The 18,019-nt window shown below is 33.8% G+C and carries 17 protein-coding genes; 11 read left to right on the plus strand and 6 right to left on the minus strand.

The features are described 5' to 3' along the window. Positions 1-13: 13 nt before the first annotated feature. From EKM05_RS02250 to EKM05_RS02295, 10 genes are all read left to right on the plus strand, one after another. Positions 14-1,144, plus strand: coding sequence for an NAD(P)/FAD-dependent oxidoreductase (locus tag EKM05_RS02250; RefSeq protein ID WP_126553239.1), 1,131 nt, complete (start codon positions 14-16; stop codon positions 1,142-1,144). Then, complete coding sequence (locus tag EKM05_RS02255) at positions 1,145-1,855, plus strand: methyltransferase domain-containing protein (protein WP_126553241.1); 711 nt, start codon at positions 1,145-1,147, stop codon at positions 1,853-1,855. Next, entirely contained in the window at positions 1,852-2,904 is a 1,053-nt protein-coding gene (locus EKM05_RS02260; protein ID WP_126553243.1) for a type III polyketide synthase, read from the plus strand. Before EKM05_RS02255 ends, EKM05_RS02260 begins: the two co-directional genes overlap by 4 nt. Positions 2,905-2,929: 25 nt before the next feature. Then, on the plus strand, positions 2,930-3,403 hold the full coding sequence (locus tag EKM05_RS02265; RefSeq protein ID WP_126459708.1) for a 3-hydroxyacyl-ACP dehydratase FabZ family protein: 474 nt from the start codon (positions 2,930-2,932) through the stop codon (positions 3,401-3,403). A gap of 124 nt (positions 3,404-3,527) precedes the next feature. Beyond that, the gene (locus EKM05_RS02270) at positions 3,528-4,802 is read left to right on the plus strand and encodes a beta-ketoacyl synthase (protein WP_126553245.1); all 1,275 of its coding nucleotides are present in this window, start codon (positions 3,528-3,530) and stop codon (positions 4,800-4,802) included. Between the two features lie 91 nt (positions 4,803-4,893). Continuing rightward, positions 4,894-5,169 carry an acyl carrier protein gene (locus tag EKM05_RS02275; RefSeq protein WP_126451608.1) on the plus strand — a complete coding sequence of 92 codons (276 nt, stop codon included), beginning with the start codon at positions 4,894-4,896 and terminating at the stop codon, positions 5,167-5,169. Then, positions 5,166-5,651, plus strand: coding sequence for a 4'-phosphopantetheinyl transferase superfamily protein (locus EKM05_RS02280; protein ID WP_126514932.1), 486 nt, complete (start codon positions 5,166-5,168; stop codon positions 5,649-5,651). The genes EKM05_RS02275 and EKM05_RS02280 overlap by 4 nt, the downstream gene beginning before the upstream one ends. 309 nt (positions 5,652-5,960) lie before the next feature. Beyond that, positions 5,961-7,754 (plus strand): tetratricopeptide repeat protein, encoded by a 1,794-nt coding sequence (locus EKM05_RS02285; protein WP_255416482.1) that lies wholly within the window; start codon positions 5,961-5,963, stop codon positions 7,752-7,754. A gap of 1 nt (position 7,755) precedes the next feature. Continuing rightward, on the plus strand, positions 7,756-8,085 hold the full coding sequence (locus EKM05_RS02290) for a nucleotide pyrophosphohydrolase (protein WP_126459696.1): 330 nt from the start codon (positions 7,756-7,758) through the stop codon (positions 8,083-8,085). A 104-nt stretch (positions 8,086-8,189) separates the two neighbouring features. Then, the gene (locus EKM05_RS02295) at positions 8,190-10,277 is read left to right on the plus strand and encodes a DNA/RNA helicase domain-containing protein (protein WP_126553249.1); all 2,088 of its coding nucleotides are present in this window, start codon (positions 8,190-8,192) and stop codon (positions 10,275-10,277) included. A 188-nt stretch (positions 10,278-10,465) separates the two neighbouring features. Here EKM05_RS02295 and EKM05_RS02300 read toward each other — a convergent pair whose 3' ends face one another. Next, positions 10,466-11,062, minus strand: a complete 597-nt coding sequence (locus tag EKM05_RS02300; protein ID WP_126459690.1) for a 3'-5' exonuclease — start codon at positions 11,060-11,062, stop codon at positions 10,466-10,468. A gap of 2 nt (positions 11,063-11,064) precedes the next feature. After that, positions 11,065-12,981 carry a DUF294 nucleotidyltransferase-like domain-containing protein gene (locus EKM05_RS02305; protein WP_126553251.1) on the minus strand — a complete coding sequence of 639 codons (1,917 nt, stop codon included), beginning with the start codon at positions 12,979-12,981 and terminating at the stop codon, positions 11,065-11,067. Between the two features lie 183 nt (positions 12,982-13,164). Here EKM05_RS02305 and EKM05_RS02310 point away from each other — a divergent pair, with 183 nt between their 5' ends. Continuing rightward, positions 13,165-13,671, plus strand: a complete 507-nt coding sequence (locus EKM05_RS02310; protein WP_126553253.1) for a DUF2911 domain-containing protein — start codon at positions 13,165-13,167, stop codon at positions 13,669-13,671. A 491-nt stretch (positions 13,672-14,162) separates the two neighbouring features. Here the strand turns inward: EKM05_RS02310 and EKM05_RS02315 are convergent, their stop codons facing one another. Genes EKM05_RS02315 through EKM05_RS02330 form a run of 4 tightly spaced genes read right to left on the minus strand, consistent with a single transcriptional unit; the run spans position 14,163 to position 17,994 of the window. Beyond that, positions 14,163-15,038: a sugar phosphate isomerase/epimerase gene (locus EKM05_RS02315; protein ID WP_126459684.1), complete on the minus strand. Its 876-nt coding sequence runs from the start codon at positions 15,036-15,038 to the stop codon at positions 14,163-14,165. Positions 15,039-15,057: 19 nt separating this feature from the next. Next, positions 15,058-15,951, minus strand: a complete 894-nt coding sequence (locus EKM05_RS02320; RefSeq protein ID WP_126553255.1) for a hydroxypyruvate isomerase family protein — start codon at positions 15,949-15,951, stop codon at positions 15,058-15,060. Positions 15,952-15,960: 9 nt separating this feature from the next. Then, positions 15,961-17,199 (minus strand): nucleoside permease, encoded by a 1,239-nt coding sequence (locus EKM05_RS02325; RefSeq protein WP_126553257.1) that lies wholly within the window; start codon positions 17,197-17,199, stop codon positions 15,961-15,963. Positions 17,200-17,256: 57 nt separating this feature from the next. Continuing rightward, positions 17,257-17,994, minus strand: coding sequence for a DUF1080 domain-containing protein (locus tag EKM05_RS02330; RefSeq protein ID WP_126514939.1), 738 nt, complete (start codon positions 17,992-17,994; stop codon positions 17,257-17,259). Between the last annotated feature and the right edge of the window lie 25 nt (positions 17,995-18,019).

Raw genomic sequence — 18,019 nt, forward strand, 5'->3', positions numbered from 1 at the left:
AATTTACTTTTGTATGAAAGATAAACAAGTAGTAATTATTGGTGGTGGGTTAGCTGGACTGACTTCGGCTATACATTTATCTAAATTAGGGCTTCAGGTGACGGTTATTGAAAAGAATAGTTATCCAAAACATAAAGTGTGTGGCGAATACATCTCTAATGAAGTGATGCCATATCTCAATTGGTTGGATTTAGATATAGCCCATTTAAAGCCGACACACATTACAAAACTTGAGTTTTCTACTGCAAGAGGAAAAACAATACAAAGTATTTTACCTCTTGGTGGTTTTGGCATCAGCCGTTTTGTTTTAGACGAATATTTGTATAAAAAGGCTATCGATAACGGGTGTACAATACTAAAAGATCAAGTAGAAAATGTTCATTTTGAGCAGGATAAATTTATAATAACCACGACAAATTTAATGGTTTTAGAGTCCCAAATGGTGATTGGTGCTTTTGGCAAACGTTCTATTATTGACCAAAAAATGAATCGAGAATTTATTCATAAAAAATCACCTTGGCTGGCCGTAAAAGCACATTATTCTGGGAAATTTCCCAATGATGTAGTGGGTTTGCATAATTTTAAAGGAGGCTATTGCGGTGTTTCTAAAGTTGAAAACGAAGTGATTAACATGTGTTATCTAGCCGATTATAAAACGTTTAAGCAGTTTAAAAACATTACTGAATATCAAAATACTATTGTTTCTCAAAACCCACACTTAAAAACCCTTTTTGAAACCAGTACATTATTGTTTGAAAAACCATTGACCATAAGCCAAATCTCTTTCAAAAAGAAACACGCCGTGGAAAACCATGTTTTAATGATTGGCGATACAGCCGGATTAATTCATCCTTTGTGCGGAAACGGAATGGCTATGGCAATTCATAGCGCCAAAATCGCATCAGAATTAGTAGTTCAATTTTATAACACCGAGATTAAATCCAGAGCCGAATTAGAAAAGCGATACCTGCAAGAATGGAATTTAAATTTTAAGGGAAGACTTAAAATGGGACGGTTTTTATCCAATATTTTACAAAAACAAAAACTTTCAGCAGTATTGATGCGCATATTAATTATATTTCCATTTTTATTGCTAAAAATTATAAAGAAAACACACGGAAAACCAATCACTCTTCACTCGTAAATGACACTAAATACCAAATATAGAACTGATAAACCGGAAATCATGGATGATTTTACCATGGAAGGTGAGATTTTACGTGATGCCTTAGATAAAATTGCCCGGATCAATCAGCTTTTAGGAGGAAACCAGTTAACTCTAAGAGGAGTACAAGAACTTGTTCAGGATTCCAAATCTAAAGAAATTGTTATTATAGACGTGGGTTGTGGTAATGGGGATATGTTGCGAACCCTGGCTGATTTTGGTCTTAAAAACAACCTAAATTTCCAGTTAATAGGCATCGATGCTAACAATTTTACAATTTCACATGCACGACAATTATCAGATAAATATGCTAATATCAGTTATCGCTGCGAAGATATTTTTAATGAATCATTTAATGATCTAAAGTATGATATTGTTTTGTGCACTTTGACGTTACATCACTTCAAAGACGATGAGATTATTCGATTATTGAAAGTTCTTTATAACAATACATCCATCGGAATTGTAATCAATGATTTACATCGTAGTGCCATTGCCTATCGATTATTTCAGGCATTATGTGTTGTATTTCAGTTGAATGCTATGTCACGAGAAGATGGATTAATATCAATTTTAAGAGGTTTTAAGAAAGAAGAATTGATAGCGTTCTCGAAAAAATTAAATTTTAAAAACTATAAAATTCATTGGAAATGGGCTTTTAGATACCAATGGATAATTTCAAAAATATGAGTGTAAAAATTAAAACCGTAACCAAACAGCTGCCTAAATATTCCAGAACAACAGCTGAAATAATTCCTTTTTTGGATGCTTGGCTAGTGGGACAAGACGAACGATTCATCAGAAAAGTAAAGAAAATTTTTGAAGGTGCAGCTGTTGACAAACGCTATTCCATAATGGATCCGATAGAGGTGTTTACCAAAACTTCATTTGAAGAAAGAAATGCTATTTATGTTCGTGAAGTCATTGATTTAGGTGAAAAAGTATTAGCAAAAGCTTTAAAAAAAGCAAATTGGAATCCGCAAGATTTAGATTATATCATCACGGTAAGCTGCACCGGAATTATGATTCCGTCTCTCGATGCGTATTTAATCAATACATTGAAGTTGCGTCAGGATATAGTAAGGCTTCCCGTGACCGAAATGGGTTGTGCCGCCGGGATTTCAGGAATTATTTATGCTAAAAATTTCTTGCAGGCCAATCCCGGAAAACGAGCTGCGGTAATTGCCGTAGAAAGTCCCACGGCTACGTTTCAACTCGATGATTTTTCGATGGCAAATATCGTAAGTGCTGCGATTTTTGGTGATGGTGCCGCTTGCGTTTTACTTTCCTCACATGAAGATGACGAAGGTCCTGAGATTGTAGCAGAGGAGATGTATCATTTTTATGATAACATCCACATGATGGGTTTTAAACTCACCAATTCTGGATTGCAGATGGTACTTGATATTGAAGTACCGGAAACGATTGTTTCTCATTTTCCAGATATTATTCATCCTTTTTTAGAAAAAAATAATTTAAAAATGGAGGATATTGACCATCTTATTTTTCATCCCGGTGGAAAGAAAATTGTGCAAACCGTTGAGGCTTTATTTTCTGGTTTGGGAAAAAATATTGATGATACCAAAGAGGTTTTGCGCTCCTATGGAAATATGTCCAGCGCCACAGTTTTGTATGTTTTAGAACAAATCATGGATAAGCAGCCTAAAAAAGGAGAAAAAGGATTAATGCTGAGTTTTGGACCCGGATTTTCGGCACAACGAATTTTATTGGAGTTTTAGCTCCCAAATGGGGAATAGAAAAACTATGAAAAAAGAAGAAATTATAGCCAAATTACCGTATTCCAAATCCTTTTTGTTTGTGGATGAAATTCTCCAAATCGATGAAAACGGAGTGGAAGGAACCTTTACTTTTGATGAAAATCTTGATTTTTACAAAGGTCATTTTAAGGAATTTCCAGTTACTCCAGGTGTAATTTTGATAGAAGTCATGGCGCAAATTGGATTGGTTTGTCTTGGCATTTTTTTGTTAGATAATTCATTTAGTTCTAGTACTTCAATTGCCTTAACATCAAGTGAAATAGAATTTTTAAAACCTGTTTTTCCAAATGAAAAAGTGATTGTAATTTCAGAAAAAATATATTTTAGATTTGGAAAATTAAAATGTAAGGTCATCATGAAAAACGAAAAAGGAGAAAATGTTTGCACAGGAACAATAGCGGGAATTATCCTCACCCCAACCCTCTCCAAAGAAGTGGGACTCAAAACCGAATTAAAATAAATTAAGCAACAGTATAATTTGATTCTTTTCAATATTTTGTCACTGTAGTACTCTATTTGGTAGTATTAAAATTATTATTTTTTTGCCATTGTTATTGAAATTGAATATTATTTAACATTAAAAAATGAACAAAAGAGTAGTTATAACGGGTCTTGGTGTAGTTGCACCAAATGGAGTAGGTCTTGATGCGTTCACTCATGCCATCAAAAACGGAATTTCCGGGATCAGGCACGACGCTGAGTTGGAGCGATTGCAATTTTCTTGTCAAATTGCAGGAAAACCCGAGGTTTCTGCGGAATTAGCAGGGCATTATTTTACGGAACTAGAACTTAGAAACTTCAATTCAACAGGGATTTTATATGGCGTAATTGCCGGAATTGATGCCTGGAAGGATGCCGGATTATCATTGGAAATTAACGAAGAACCGGATTGGGACAGCGGAACTATTTTTGGAACAGGAACTTCCGGAATTGATAAATTTCGCGAAAGCATTTATAAAATAGATGATTTACAAACGAGAAGACTGGGAAGTACAGCCGTAGCGCAAACAATGAATAGTGGTGTGAGTGCGTATCTGGGTGGAAAATTAGGACTTGGAAATCAAGTCTCTACTAATTCTTCGGCCTGCACGACTGGCACCGAAAGTATTTTAATGGCGTATGAACGCATCAAATCAGGGCAGGCAAAACGTATTTTAGCCGGAAGTACCAGTGATTCCGGCCCGTATATTTGGGGCGGATTTGATGCTATGAAGGTATGTACTTTTAAACATAATGAAACACCAAAACAGGGTTCTAGACCAATGAGCACAGCTGCTTCCGGATTTGTTCCCGGAAGCGGAGCAGGTGCTTTGGTCTTAGAAGATTTAGAAAGTGCGATTGCACGTGGCGCACGAATTTATGCGGAAGTTTTAGGTGGAAATATCAATTCAGGAGGGCAGCGCGGTTTAGGAACCATGACTGCACCAAATCCGGTTGCGGTGCAAAGATGCATTCAAAATGCTTTGACAAATGCCGGGATTTCAGCCAGTGAAATTGACGCAATCAACGGTCATCTGACAGCCACTTCCAAAGATAGTCTTGAAATTCAGAATTGGAGTGAGGCTTTAAATCGAAAAGGAATTGATTTTCCATACATCAATTCTTTAAAGTCGATGGTTGGACATTGTTTAAGTGGCGCCGGTAGTATTGAAAGCGTGGCTTCGGTACTGCAATTGCATCACGGATTTATTTTCCCGAATATCAATTGTGCCGATTTGAATCCAGAAATAACAGCACTAATTGATGAATCAAGAGTTCCACGACAACGACTTGATATAGAAATAAATACATTAGCAAAAGCCAGTTTTGGTTTTGGTGATGTGAATGGGTGTGTAATTTTTAAGAAATTTAAAAAATGAAAAAATGAACCGTAAATTCCCCAATTTGTGGTAATTTTTTTTGGCGTTAGAAAACGAAATGTACTTAAGTGCTGTAAAATCAATATTAATTATGAACAAACAAGAAACTATTCAGGAGCTAAAAGCCATTGTAAAACCATATATTCTGAATCAAGAAGCTTTTGACTCACTCACTGAAGATACGGATTTCATCAATGATTTAAAGATAAACTCCGCTAATTTAGTAGATGTTATTTTGGATATAGAGGAAAAATATAATATTTTGATTGATAACGAATCAATGGAACGCATGATAAATGTAAAAGCAGCTATGGCTATTATTGAAACCAAATTAGCTGAAAAAAGTAGTGAATCACCAGAAAAATGATAGGAAATGACCTTGTCGATTTGGCTTTAGCCAAAAAAGAAAGCAATTGGCAACGTAACCGCTTTTTAGATAAAATATTTACTAAAAACGAACAGCTGTTAATTTCTAATGCCGTAAATCCAGAAGTAATGGTTTGGAATTTATGGTCCAGAAAAGAGGCGGCTTATAAAATCTACAATAGGGAAACAGGAATTCGAGGTTTTTTTCCTTTGCAACTGGAATGTTTTTACGAAAACACAACATTAGGAACTGTTTGTATAAAAGGAAAAATATATTTTACCCAAACTAAAATAGATCAGGATTGCATTCATACCATTGCTGTTGCCGGGAAAGAGTATTTCAAAAAAATTGAAAACTTGAATTCCGCCGATGCTATCTTTAAAAAAAATGGAATTCCTTACCGTATTGATGCGCATTCAAAAATGGAGAAACCCGTTTCCATCAGCCATCACGGTCGTTTTTGGAAAGGAATAACCCTATGATTTTTTTGCAAAAAGCACTTTTTTTTTCATACAATAGGGCGAGATTTATAAACAATGGTTACATTTGAACCTGTTGCAATTTTAAAAACAACAAAAAGTATCTTTTATAACGTATAGCAATTTATATTTAATGCAAATCATTCATAAAATAGACGATTTTCTATTTACGCTTTTCCCGAAATTAGTCGGGGGGGGGGTAATTCATTATTAATCAGTGAATTAGAATCGTATTATACTTTTGGTTCTTTTGCCCCAAAAGTTTCCATTACTGAGGATTGGGTTACCATAACCATTGACACTTCGGCAATCCTGCTTCAAGAAAATGATTTCCGCAAAACGGTAGTCCTTTGTGAAAAAGGAAACTATCAAGAAGCAAAACCCATTTTACAAAATCTTATCGAGAACAATCCTACCAATTCGGAATTCCATCGAATTATGGGACAAATCCTGTCTGATCAAGGTCATCAGGATGCAGCGATAAATAGTCTGATTGATGCATTGCGCTGGGATTCTAAGAATCATTGGGCGTTGCTGATGATGGGAAATATTTTTGCTAAGTTCAAGAATGATATTCCTACGGCAATGTTGTACTATGATCAGGCTTTGGTGGTGAATCCAAAAGATGCTATTACAATGAATAACATTGGAGCAAACCTTATGCAACAAGGGAAGTTGGATGAATCCAAAAAATATTTTTTGGAAGCTATAAAAATAAATGATCACTATCCAAATACTCATTTTGCTCTTGGAATGTTAGCCGAAATTCAAAATGATTTAGAATCCGCTTTTGACAGTACTTTGAAAGCTATAAAATGCAATCCAAATAAAGATATACTGTACAAGAATTCAGTAAATCAGGCTTTTGATGTTGCCAATAAAATTATTTCTAACACTGATGGGAATTCGCTTTTTGCAGAATACAAGCATCAATTAGAATTTGATTGCGGAAAAGAAATTGATGTTCTAGTAGATTCTGAAATTCCAACGGCAGCCAAGATTGAGTTTGCTGAAAACTACAATCGGATTAAGCACATCGTTCGGTATAAACCCAATTATCCTGCCGTAGCACACTTGGTTCTGCACGAATTAGCGCATCTTGATTTTGTAATTCAAGCGAGAAAACGGGGATTAAATCAGCTTTTTACGGCTACTCCACAAAACAGAGCTGTTTTTTTGAAAACGGTACAACCTACTATTGCCAAGTTGCATGGAATGAATATTCCAGAGCAATCGATTACTCAATTCTGTACTGGTTTATTTGACGGGTTAAATTTGCAAGCCTACAATACTCCAATAGATTTATTCATTGAGGATTTTATATACAACGAATTTCCCCAATTGAGATCGTATCAATTTCTGTCGCTTTACGCTTTGATTCAAGAAGGCTTGAAAGCCGTAACTGATGTGACTGTTATTGAACTTTCGCCTGCAACACTACTTTCTAAATCTAAGATTTACAACTTGGTAAATGCCTTACAGTTTAAAGCATTATTTGGTTTAGATTTTATAAACGATTTTAATGCCACTCCAGCCGAATTGCGCAAAGCCGAAGATTTTTATGCTGAATTTCTCGAATACAAAGACAATCGTAAACCTGCCGAAGAATATGAATTGGTACAACATTGGGCCGAAGATTTACAGATTGACTCTTATTTTGAATTGGAAAATGAGGACGAATACCGCAAACGATCTGATGTAGATACTTTTATTGAAAAATTAGAAAAAGATCCTTTTGGTCTACACGACGATACTGCTTTCAAAGAGAAGGAAATGGAACAGTTTCTCAAAAACCAAGAACATATTGGGACTAATATGGCAGTCACGATGTTTATGGTTGATGCTTTGCAGTATTTTAAGGATGTACCGCTAGAGGAAGTCAAGAAAATAGCCTTTGAAATCGCAATGCAAGGGACACAAGGTTTTGACCCAAATCAAAAAAACTACATCGTAGGTAGCATTCCAAACAAACGGTTTTCGGGTTATCACATTTTAGCATATTATTATGTGAGTTGGATGTTAGCTGTTCCTGAAATGGTTTCTCAGTTGCAATTGCCTTTTGAAGAGGAATATAAAGTAGCATTGACACTTTTTAAATCGAAATAAAATGAATGATATTCCGAGCATTATTCAAGAATTAATAAAATTTAGAAATGAAAGAGATTGGGAACAATTTCATAATTCGAAAGATTTGGCTTTAGCTCTATCTATTGAAGCAGCGGAATTAAATGAATTGTTTCTGTGGAAAAAAGCAGAAGATGTAAATATTGATAAGCTAAAACAAGAATTGGCAGATGTTTTTGCATACGCTTTTTTGTTAGCCGAAAAATACAATTTAGATGTAAAAGAAATTGTACTTCAAAAGATTACGCAAAATGCAGCTAACTATCCAATAGATAAAGCAAAAGGGAACGCAACCAAATATGATGAATTATGATGCAATCATTTGAATTGTCTATTGAGGTTTCTGAACAATATGATTTTAATAAAGATTCATTGCCTAAAATAGCTCAAAATCCTTGGGTAAAAAATCAATGACCTTTGGTTTACTTTATACAAAATGAAACTAAACGAATTGCCTATGTAGGAGAATCAACAAATGCCTCTAGTAGAATCAAAAATCACCTAGCAAATCCAAAAAAAGCAGATGCATTTACAAAAATTTCAATAATTGGGAGTGATAAATTCAATAAATCAGCAACTCTTGATATTGAATCAAACTTGATTCAATACATCACTTCTGAAGGAACTTACGAACTTCAAAATGGAAATTACGGTTTAGTCAATCATAATTATTACCAACAAGATTTGTACAAAGATCTTTTTAAAGAAATTTGGAAAAAACTAATTGATAAAAAGATAGTTAGCAAGTCACTGGAAGATGTTGAGAATTCAGAACTTTTTAAATATTCCCCTTATAAATCTTTAAATGAAGATCAATATAGTTCTGTTCTTCAAATTCTTGATGGATTGTGTATCAAAAAATCCAATAGAATTTTTATAAAAGGGAGTGCTGGAACTGGAAAAACAATTTTGGCTACTTATTTAATTAAATTACTTAATTCAGATATTTCGGATGCTAATTTTGAAGATTTTAGTGATGAAGAGCTCAAGGAGATCAATTTCATTATTGCTTTTCAAAATAAATATCCAAAAGCAAAAATTGGATTGGTTATCGCCATGACTTCTTTAAGAGAATCATTACAAAATGTTTTCAAAAAAATTCCTGGTTTAAAAGCGTCTATGGTTTTAAATCCATCGGATACCTTTAAACTCAATGACAAATATGATTTATTAATAGTAGACGAAGCGCATCGGTTACGGCAATATAAAAATATAAGTTGGATGGGAGCCTTCCGGAAAAATAATCAAAAATTAGGATTAGATGACACCGGAACAGAGCTAGACTGGATAATTTCGAATAGTAAGAATCAAATTTTCTTTTATGATTCAGCGCAATCAGTAAAACCTTCCGATATAAATGAGGATCAATTTACCAGACTTTTGAATCAAGATGATACTTTGAAAATCGAGTTAACTTCTCAGATGAGAGTTAAAGGCGGAAATGATTATATTCGTTTTGTAGATCAATTACTTCATGTAAATCGCTTGGAGAAAACTATTTATTCACCAAATGAGTATGAGTTAATTGTTTTTGATTCTTTAAAAGATCTTTATAGCGAACTTGCAAAGAAGGAAGAAATAAATGGTTTGTGTCGTTTAGTTGCTGGATATTCTTGGCCTTGGTTATCCGAAAAAGATAAAACTGTAATGGATATTGAAATTGATGGTTTACAATTTCAATGGAATCAAACCCCTAAGGACTGGGTTAATTCACCAAATGCTTTTAAAGAAGTTGGCTGTATTCATACGACACAAGGATATGATTTAAATTATACAGGAGTTATTTTTGGAAAAGAAATAATTTTCAATGAATTTACACAGGAAATTGAAATTAATCCGAAGTTGTATTTTGATAAAAATGGAAAAAAAGGGATCTCAAATAAAGATGATCTTAAGGCTTACGTAATAAATATATACAAAACTATAATGTATCGAGGAATCAGAGGTACTTATGTTTATGCTTGTGATACTTCTTTAAGAAACTATTTAAAAAAGCATATTGATGTTTATAAAAAAGATTTTCCGTTCAGAATCGTACCTTTTGAGGAGGTAAAACCGTTTGTGAATTCAGTTCCATTAGTAAATATTTCAGCTGCAGCAGGTTCATTTAGCGATTTACAAGTTCATTCTGATTTTGAATGGGTCGAGTTACCCTTTAATACTTCAGTAAAAGAAGGCTATTTTGTATGTAAAGTAGTGGGCGAATCGATGAATAAAATAATTCCTAATGGCTCCTACTGTTTGTTTAAAAAAGATAGTGGTGGCAGTAGAGAAGGAAAAATTGTTTTAGTTGAAAGCACTGGCATACAAGACGCAGATTTTGGTTCAGGATATACAGTAAAAGAATATCATAGTCAAAAGAATATCGGTACTGAAAATTGGAGGCATGAATCCATATCGTTGAAACCATTATCTTTTGAATCAGAATATGAAAATATAGTATTAGATTCAGACAATTTAGTTGATTTTAGAGTTAAGGGAATTTTTATTTCGGTATTGTCTTAAATTTTTAAATAGTAAAGTTTAATTCCTCCAAAATGCGCTAAAAGGACAAAATTGAAATGCTATAAATGGAGCTACATATGTGATTCCCCCTTCGTCGGAATGACAATACTTTATAGAAATAGAGGCAAACCTATTAATAATAAGGTGTTTAAAATCAATTGTATGCAATATAGCAACCAAAATTTAAATCACTTAATCCCCAGTCTTGATTTTAATTTCAAAAACAACAAAGCGGTTTTATAAGCATCCTCAGCAGCTGAATTCCGTTCACTTACCGGAATATTATAAGCCGCACAAAGTTCCTCCAGAGAAAATTGTTTGTCATTGATATCAAGTAGTTTTCTGTGCATGACATCAATATCCAGTGCCTCATTTTTTAATCTGCCGCAGTCTAGTCTTTCCAAGGCCGCATTGATCATTTCCACATCAAAATCAATGTGATGTCCAACTAAAATGGAGTTCCCAATAAATTCAATGAATAATTTTATGGCATCTGCTTCTCCTAATTTTTTCATTTTACTTTCTACCAAAAACGTATTAGAAAGTCCATTATCATGAAAAAATTTATACTGTAATAAAACAGCTTCAAAGTTATCACCTATGACAATACTATTATCAATTACTGAAAAAGAGCCTATTGATAAAATAACATCTTTATCTGGATTCAAACCAGAAGTTTCTGTTGATACCACCACAAAGCGGGATGACTTTTTCTCAAATTTAGAAAGATAGGTTTTCCAAAAATCAGGATATTCTTTATTAATCTTTTTTATCCAGTCTAACATAATTATGAAAATTGAGTAAGTTGAAATTTACTTTTTATTAATTCTTCCAGTTCTCTCATAGGGAGTAAAGCATTTTTCAGTTTTTCTCGGTCAATTTTTGATAATTCCTCCAAATTTATAAATTGGCCTGAATCATCATTTTTTAACCCTTCTAAGGTTCGGAATTTTGATAAAGTCAAAAAGGCTTCGGCACAATTGAGATAAATTTCAGCATGTTTGGGATCCGTAATTGATAATTGTTTGAATCGTTGAAACGTATTGTTAATTCCTCGGATGTCGAAACTCAAAGTAAACAAACGGGCGCCATCAATCAATGGCATTAAAGCCTTAGTTTTAATATCAAATTTATCTTTATTTCTACCTTCTTCTTCGACATTGAATTTTTTGAAAAAACTAAGTGGAGCGTTTTTTCTTAAGGCATCATTTCCTAAGAAATCAAAAAATAACGTATTGTTTTTGGCATTTTTAAAGACTACATTACTTATCGCATCTTCAATTTTTTGCTCTCCAAAAATAATTTCATAATCAAAGAAAATACTGCTCAAATCAGTGCTGTTCTCACCAGGAGTATTCATCCAGCTGTCATATTGTTTGATCCAGTCCGTCAATGATTTACACCAAAGCATAGTACTTCCCATGTGACCATTTGGACAGAATTCATAGCCGATTTTTTCTAGAGTGGCTGTGGTTTTTTTTCCAAGTTTAAGAAAATAGTCTTTTACGTCACGATATTTATCAGCAGCCACATCTTCAAAAATCAAAATGCTGTCTTGATCCGTTAATAAAAGCTGTTCTTTTCGTCCTTGACTGCCAATACTTAACCATGCAAAACGGGCAGGAGGGGAACCTAAATCCAAAATGGATAATTCCACCGAGCGTTTAATGACTGCCAAATTAATTTCGCTGGCAATATTAAAAACGTGTGATAGCGGAATATTTTTAGAAATTGAAGTCTGAATCAGATCTGTTAATCGTTCCCGTATTTGTTTTAGTTCTTTTGGTGATTGACACCGTTTGATTTCTTTTATTAAAACTCCGGGATTATTTGCTTGAGCCACAATCAAATCGTGCTCAGAAATGATTCCTTTCACACTGGATTTATCTGTTCCATCCTGAGTTACACACAAATGAGTCACATTGTGTTTTAGCATCAGCAACTGTGCTTCTGCCAGAGAAACGTTTTCAACCACCGTGATAACAGGGGAGGACATAATTTTATCTACTGTAACGGTTACTGGATATCTGCCGGTAGCAATTTTTGATCGCATATCCGCATCAGTAATAATGCCCAAAGGGATAGTATTATCACATACGAGGATATTGTTTTTTAACGATTCGGTCATTATTTGAGCCACGTCTTTTACAATTGCTGTACTGGTCGTTTTTAAGGGAGCTGTATTATAGGCTAGCGATTGAAAATATTGCATTTCAGATTGCTGATCCGAATAGAATACATTATCAGAAATTAATTTTCCAATTAAATTTTCTTTATCTTTTGGATTTCGGGTGTTTACGGCAAAACTTTCTAATAAAAAGTTTAAAACTTCAGAATTATTAGCTACAAAAGGCCTGAAAGTAGCAATGGGAATAGCATAAACAATGCTTTCTTCTCTTGCTTTGGCCGTCATCATATAATTATTTTTGGCAAAAAAGGGACGCAGGCCAAAAATATCGCCTTCGGTACATTTATTTAATAGCGTTTCCTCAGCATCTGCTATGACCGATAAATTGATAACACCGGAAGCCACCACATAAAAACTGTCATGCAAAAGATCATTTATTTGAAATAATGTTTTGTGTTTTTCTAAATTTACAACGCGAATATTTGCTGCTATTTCAGATAATTCTTCAAAAGTTAAGTAGTTAAACGGTGGGTATGCTTTTAAAAAGTCAGCAATGTGCTCAGCAATTGAATTCATAATTTATGGAATAAATAAGTATCGATTGTAAAAATAACAAATTTAAAAATTATAACACCGCCATTATTGCGGCAAAACAATTAAATTATAAAATCCTTAATCTTTTCATAAAATAAGTATGGATTTTAAGGAATTAAAAGCTACTTGTTTTACTTTTATACGATAACTAAAACATTTTAAATCATGAAATTATTTAGAAAAATGCATTTTTCGTTTATTGCCTTATTAATTGTAAATTGTATAGCTGCTCAAGGAAAACCTACCAGCAGCAAAGAAGTAGCCACAGGGAAAATTAATGGTGCTACAATTACCCTCAATTATGGGAGTCCATCAGTCAACGGAAGAGAAATTTGGGGAAAATTAGTTCCGTTTAATAAAGTTTGGCGTGCCGGAGCAAATGACGCAACAACATTTGAAACAGATAAAGAGTTGACAATTGAAGGTACTAAATTGCCAGCCGGTAAATACTCTTTTTTTGTTATACCAAATGAAAAAGAATGCGTGCTTATTTTTAATAAAGAAGCCAAACAGTGGGGAGCATATAAGTATAAAGAAAAAGAAGACCAACTACGTATTACCGTTAAGCAAGAAGTTGCTGCTTCAGCTGCTGAAAAATTAGTTTATACGATCCGTGCTAATACTGTTGTTTTGAGCTGGGGCAATTGGAATATACCTTTTTCTGTAAAATAAAATATGACTAAGTAATAACCATGGTATAATGTCGTATTTTAAAATCAGGATAAAATTATGTAACAATATGATTTAAAGCTGTTTTACTTAAAGTTAATTCTTTTGACTTTACGACTTTTAAACTTTCGACTTACTTAAGTGTAACTAATCCCAATTAATTATTCCAGTCATGAAGTACCTGAGTTACCCTGGATTTCTATTTAATTACAAAAAAAATGATGTAATTCGTGGCATACTTTTTTAGAAATAATTTTTTAATAAATTTAGTACGATTTGCGGATTGTCACGAAATAAGTAATACCTATGGTATAATGTCGTATTTTAAAATCAGGATAAAATTATGTAATAATATGATTTAAAGCTGTTTTACTTAAAGTTAATTCTTTTGACTTTACGACTTTTAAACTTTCGACTTACTTAGAATTACTTTTAAATAGGAGGCTGTCTCAAAAAGACAGCCTCTTTTTTTTATAAAAAATTTTCTAAAATGTTTAAATTAAGTTTTTCTTAATGTAATTGAAACTGGTTACAGCAGATTCTATTGGATTTGGTTTGTAGTTAGATTCGTGTTCCAAAAAGAAACGTTTCAGTCCGGCACGTTCCGCTTGAGCAAAAATCCCCTTGAAATCTATTGTTCCTGTGCCAATTTCTGCATTCCAATCCGGATTTACTTTATCCATATCTTTTACGTGCCACATTTTGAAACGTCCCGGATATTTTTTGAATAATTCTAATGGATCATGTCCAGCACGAATGACCCAGTATAAATCCATTTCAAAATCAACCAAGTTTTTATCCGTTTCGTTTAATAAAATTTCATATCCATTCGTTGAACCGAATTTTGTAAATTCGAAATCGTGATTGTGATACGCTAATTTTAAACCTCCAGCTTTACAAAGCTCACCCACTTTATTAATTTGTAAGGCTAATTTTTTATAGGCATCACCAGTAGTTCCGCGCAATTCTGAAACGATGTAAGGTACTGTTACATATTCACTTCCTAAATAGTTGGCTGTTTCAACATAGGATTGTACAAGATCAGTTGAACCATCTTTGATCATCGAATTAAAATCAAAATGATTACTCGTAGCTTTTAGACCATTGTCATCTAATATTGATTTAAAATCGCGGACCGAAGTTCCAAAAAAGCCGTTGTCTACTGAATAACCAAAAGTTTCTACTTCAGTAAATCCAGCTTTTCCAACTTGTGCTAAAACACCTTTAACATCTTTGGGTAACGTATCGCGCAGTGTCCATAATTGAATCCCAATGGCTCTTTTTTTAGAGTCAAAAGCAAATGAAGGAGCAATGGCTAATGCGCCTAATGCTAAACCAGCATTAATTAAAAATTCTCTTCTTTTTATCATGGGTTATTTTTTAGAGTAGTTAAATATCACAAATTGCTATGGCCTGTTTCAATGAAGCCAGTTTGTCCGGGTTTTTAGGTACAAATTCTTGACCCACAAATCCCTTAAAACCAGTTTTTGCAATTGCTTTCATAATTGCAGTGTAATTTAGTTCCTGAGTATCATCAATTTCATTTCGTCCCGGAACGCCGGCGGTATGATAATGTGTAATGTAGTGATGGTTGTCTCTTATGTTTCTAATCACATCTCCTTCATCAATTTGCATGTGATAAATATCGTAAAGCAATTTGAAATTCTCAGAGTTCAAACGTTTCGCTAATTCCACTCCCCAAGATGTTCGGTCACATTGGTAATCTTTATGATCAATTTTGCTGTTTAGTAATTCCATTACTAAAATCACATTATGCTTTTCAGCCAATGGAATTAGTTTTTGCAAACCAACAATACAATTGTTCCAACCTTCTTCATCTGTTTTGCCTCTTCGGCTTCCGCTAAAACAAATCAGATTTTTATAACCGGCTTTTGCCACCAGTGGAATCATTTCCATATAATTTTTCAAGAGTGTCTCATGAAATTTAATATCATTAAAACCATCCAATAAATTAATTTCTGCACCGTTGCACATTGTAGAAACAAGATCATATTTCTTCAATGTTGGCCAATCTTTAGGACCTACTAAATCAATCCCAGTAATCCCCATCTTTTTGGATTCAATGCAAAGCGTATCTAAATCTATATCATTAAAACACCACCGAGAAACGGAGTGATTTATATTTCCTTTCAATTTACCCAATGGTGTTGCTGTTTCCTTTTTTGGCATAGCCAAAGCAGAAAATCCAGCAGGAATTCCCATCGCAACTGTTCCGGCTACTATTCCTTTTATGGCAGATCTTCTATTTAAATTAGCACTCATTTTTAATTTTTATACAGCAGAAGTGGATTCTTCTCCTTTGTTTTTTTCATTAAATAAAAGTGCAAAAAGTAAGAATACAGCAAACGCAATTCCAGCAGGAATAATCCACACCATTTGCCAGTTTACAGCCCCATCTGCCATTTTATAATTGTCCGTTATCCATCCTGCAACTGCAAAACCAATTAACATACCAACTCCGTAAGTGGCTAAAGTTATTAAACCCTGAGCAGCACTTTTGTATTTTTCTCCCGCTTTTGAATTGGTGTAAATTTGGCCCGAAACGAAAAAGAAATCATAACAGATACCGTGCAGCGCAATACCTATAATAAGCATAAAGCTTAAATCATTTCCATTGCCATAAGCGAATAAAACATAACGAATTGCCCATGCTAACATCCCGATTAAGATCGTTTTTTTGAAACCAAAACGGGTAAAAAATACAGGGATCAATAATAAGAATAATGCTTCGGATATTTGACCTATTGCCATTTTTCCAGTAGGATTTTCAACGCCTGATTCTGTCAAAAATGGATGTGCATTTTGGTAATAAAAGGCAAGAGGTATACAAATCAGGATTGACGATATAAAAAAGATGGCGAAGTTTTTATCTTTCAGCAATTTTAAAGCATCAAGACCTATGATATCTCCAATTTTTATTTTTTCTTCACTTACTTTTGGTGGTGTTTTTGGTAAAGAAAAACTGAATATACCTAAAATTAAAGCGGCTATTCCTGCTAAAAGGAAGGTGTTTTTAAGAAATCCTTGAGAAATTGCTTCCGCAGTATCCCAATGAAATATGAAGCTAATAGATAATCCTGCTAAAATCCAACCTATAGTTCCCCAAACTCTGATATTTGCAAATTCTTTCTCCGGATCTTTCATTTGATTAAAAGAAACTGAATTGACTAATGCTAATGTGGGCATGTATAAAATCATGTAACTCAGAACGTAGGTGTAGAACATACCAACTTCTTCTGACTGATACATTTGGTACATTAAAAATGCCCCAACAAGATGAAGTATTCCTAAAATTTTCTCCGCATTAAAATAACGATCCGCTATTAAACCTATAATAAAAGGAGCAATAATTGCGCCCCATGATTGTGTTGAAAAAATTGCAGCAGTTTCTGATCCTGATGCTTTTAGATTATTACCCAGAAATGTGCCCAGGGTTACAAACCATGCGCCCCAGATAAAAAATTCCAGGAACATCATTATGGATAATTTAATTCGGATGGTACTATTCATTAGTCAGTGGTTTTTTATTTTTTGGTTTTGGTTGTTTTTTTATTTTTTAGAGATCAATTACATACCCGCTTCACATCCGGTTGTAATTTTCATAGTATTCCATTCTTTGATCATAATGTTTCTGAACCATACATTATCTCCATGATCTTGTAGTGCAATTTTACCTTTTTTGAATGCAGCAAAACCTGGCCAAGTAGCAAATTTACTTCCGGCTACCAATGTTTTAAAATTAGCATCCCAAAGCGTAGTTTCAACTACTTTTACGCCATTCAATAACATTGTCAGTTTTCCAAATTTACATACAATGTCAACAGAATTCCATTCTCCTACTGGTTTTACTGGTTCTGAGGTGCTTTTTATTAAATCATATAAATCCCCTGAACGGTGTTTTTCAATTTTTCCGTCAGAATGACCGTCATTGTCCAATACTTGCATTTCCAGACCCGTTTCATAAGTATTTTTGAATTTTGTCAAATCCTCGTTTACATAAAAAATAATACCGCTATTGGCATTTGCCGCGACTTTCCATTCTAGTTTTAGATGAAAATTCTCGTATTCTGCATTAGTTACCAAATCGCCTCCTTGACCGTTTTGGGCAGCTGTAGGATCAAAATGCAACACACCTTCTTCCGCTTTCCAACCGGAACCAGCTGTTGTTTTTCCGTAACTGTGCCATCCCGTTGTGGATTGTCCGTCAAATATGGATTTAAATCCTTTTGGTATGGGCGCTTGCTGTGCATTTGCGGTTTGAATCAGTATCATAACAAGTAATGAAGTACAAATATTTTTAATCATTTTTGAATTTTTGAATTAATAATTA

It is taken from the genome of Flavobacterium sp. GSP27 (assembly GCF_003970395.1).
Lineage (GTDB): Bacteria > Bacteroidota > Bacteroidia > Flavobacteriales > Flavobacteriaceae > Flavobacterium.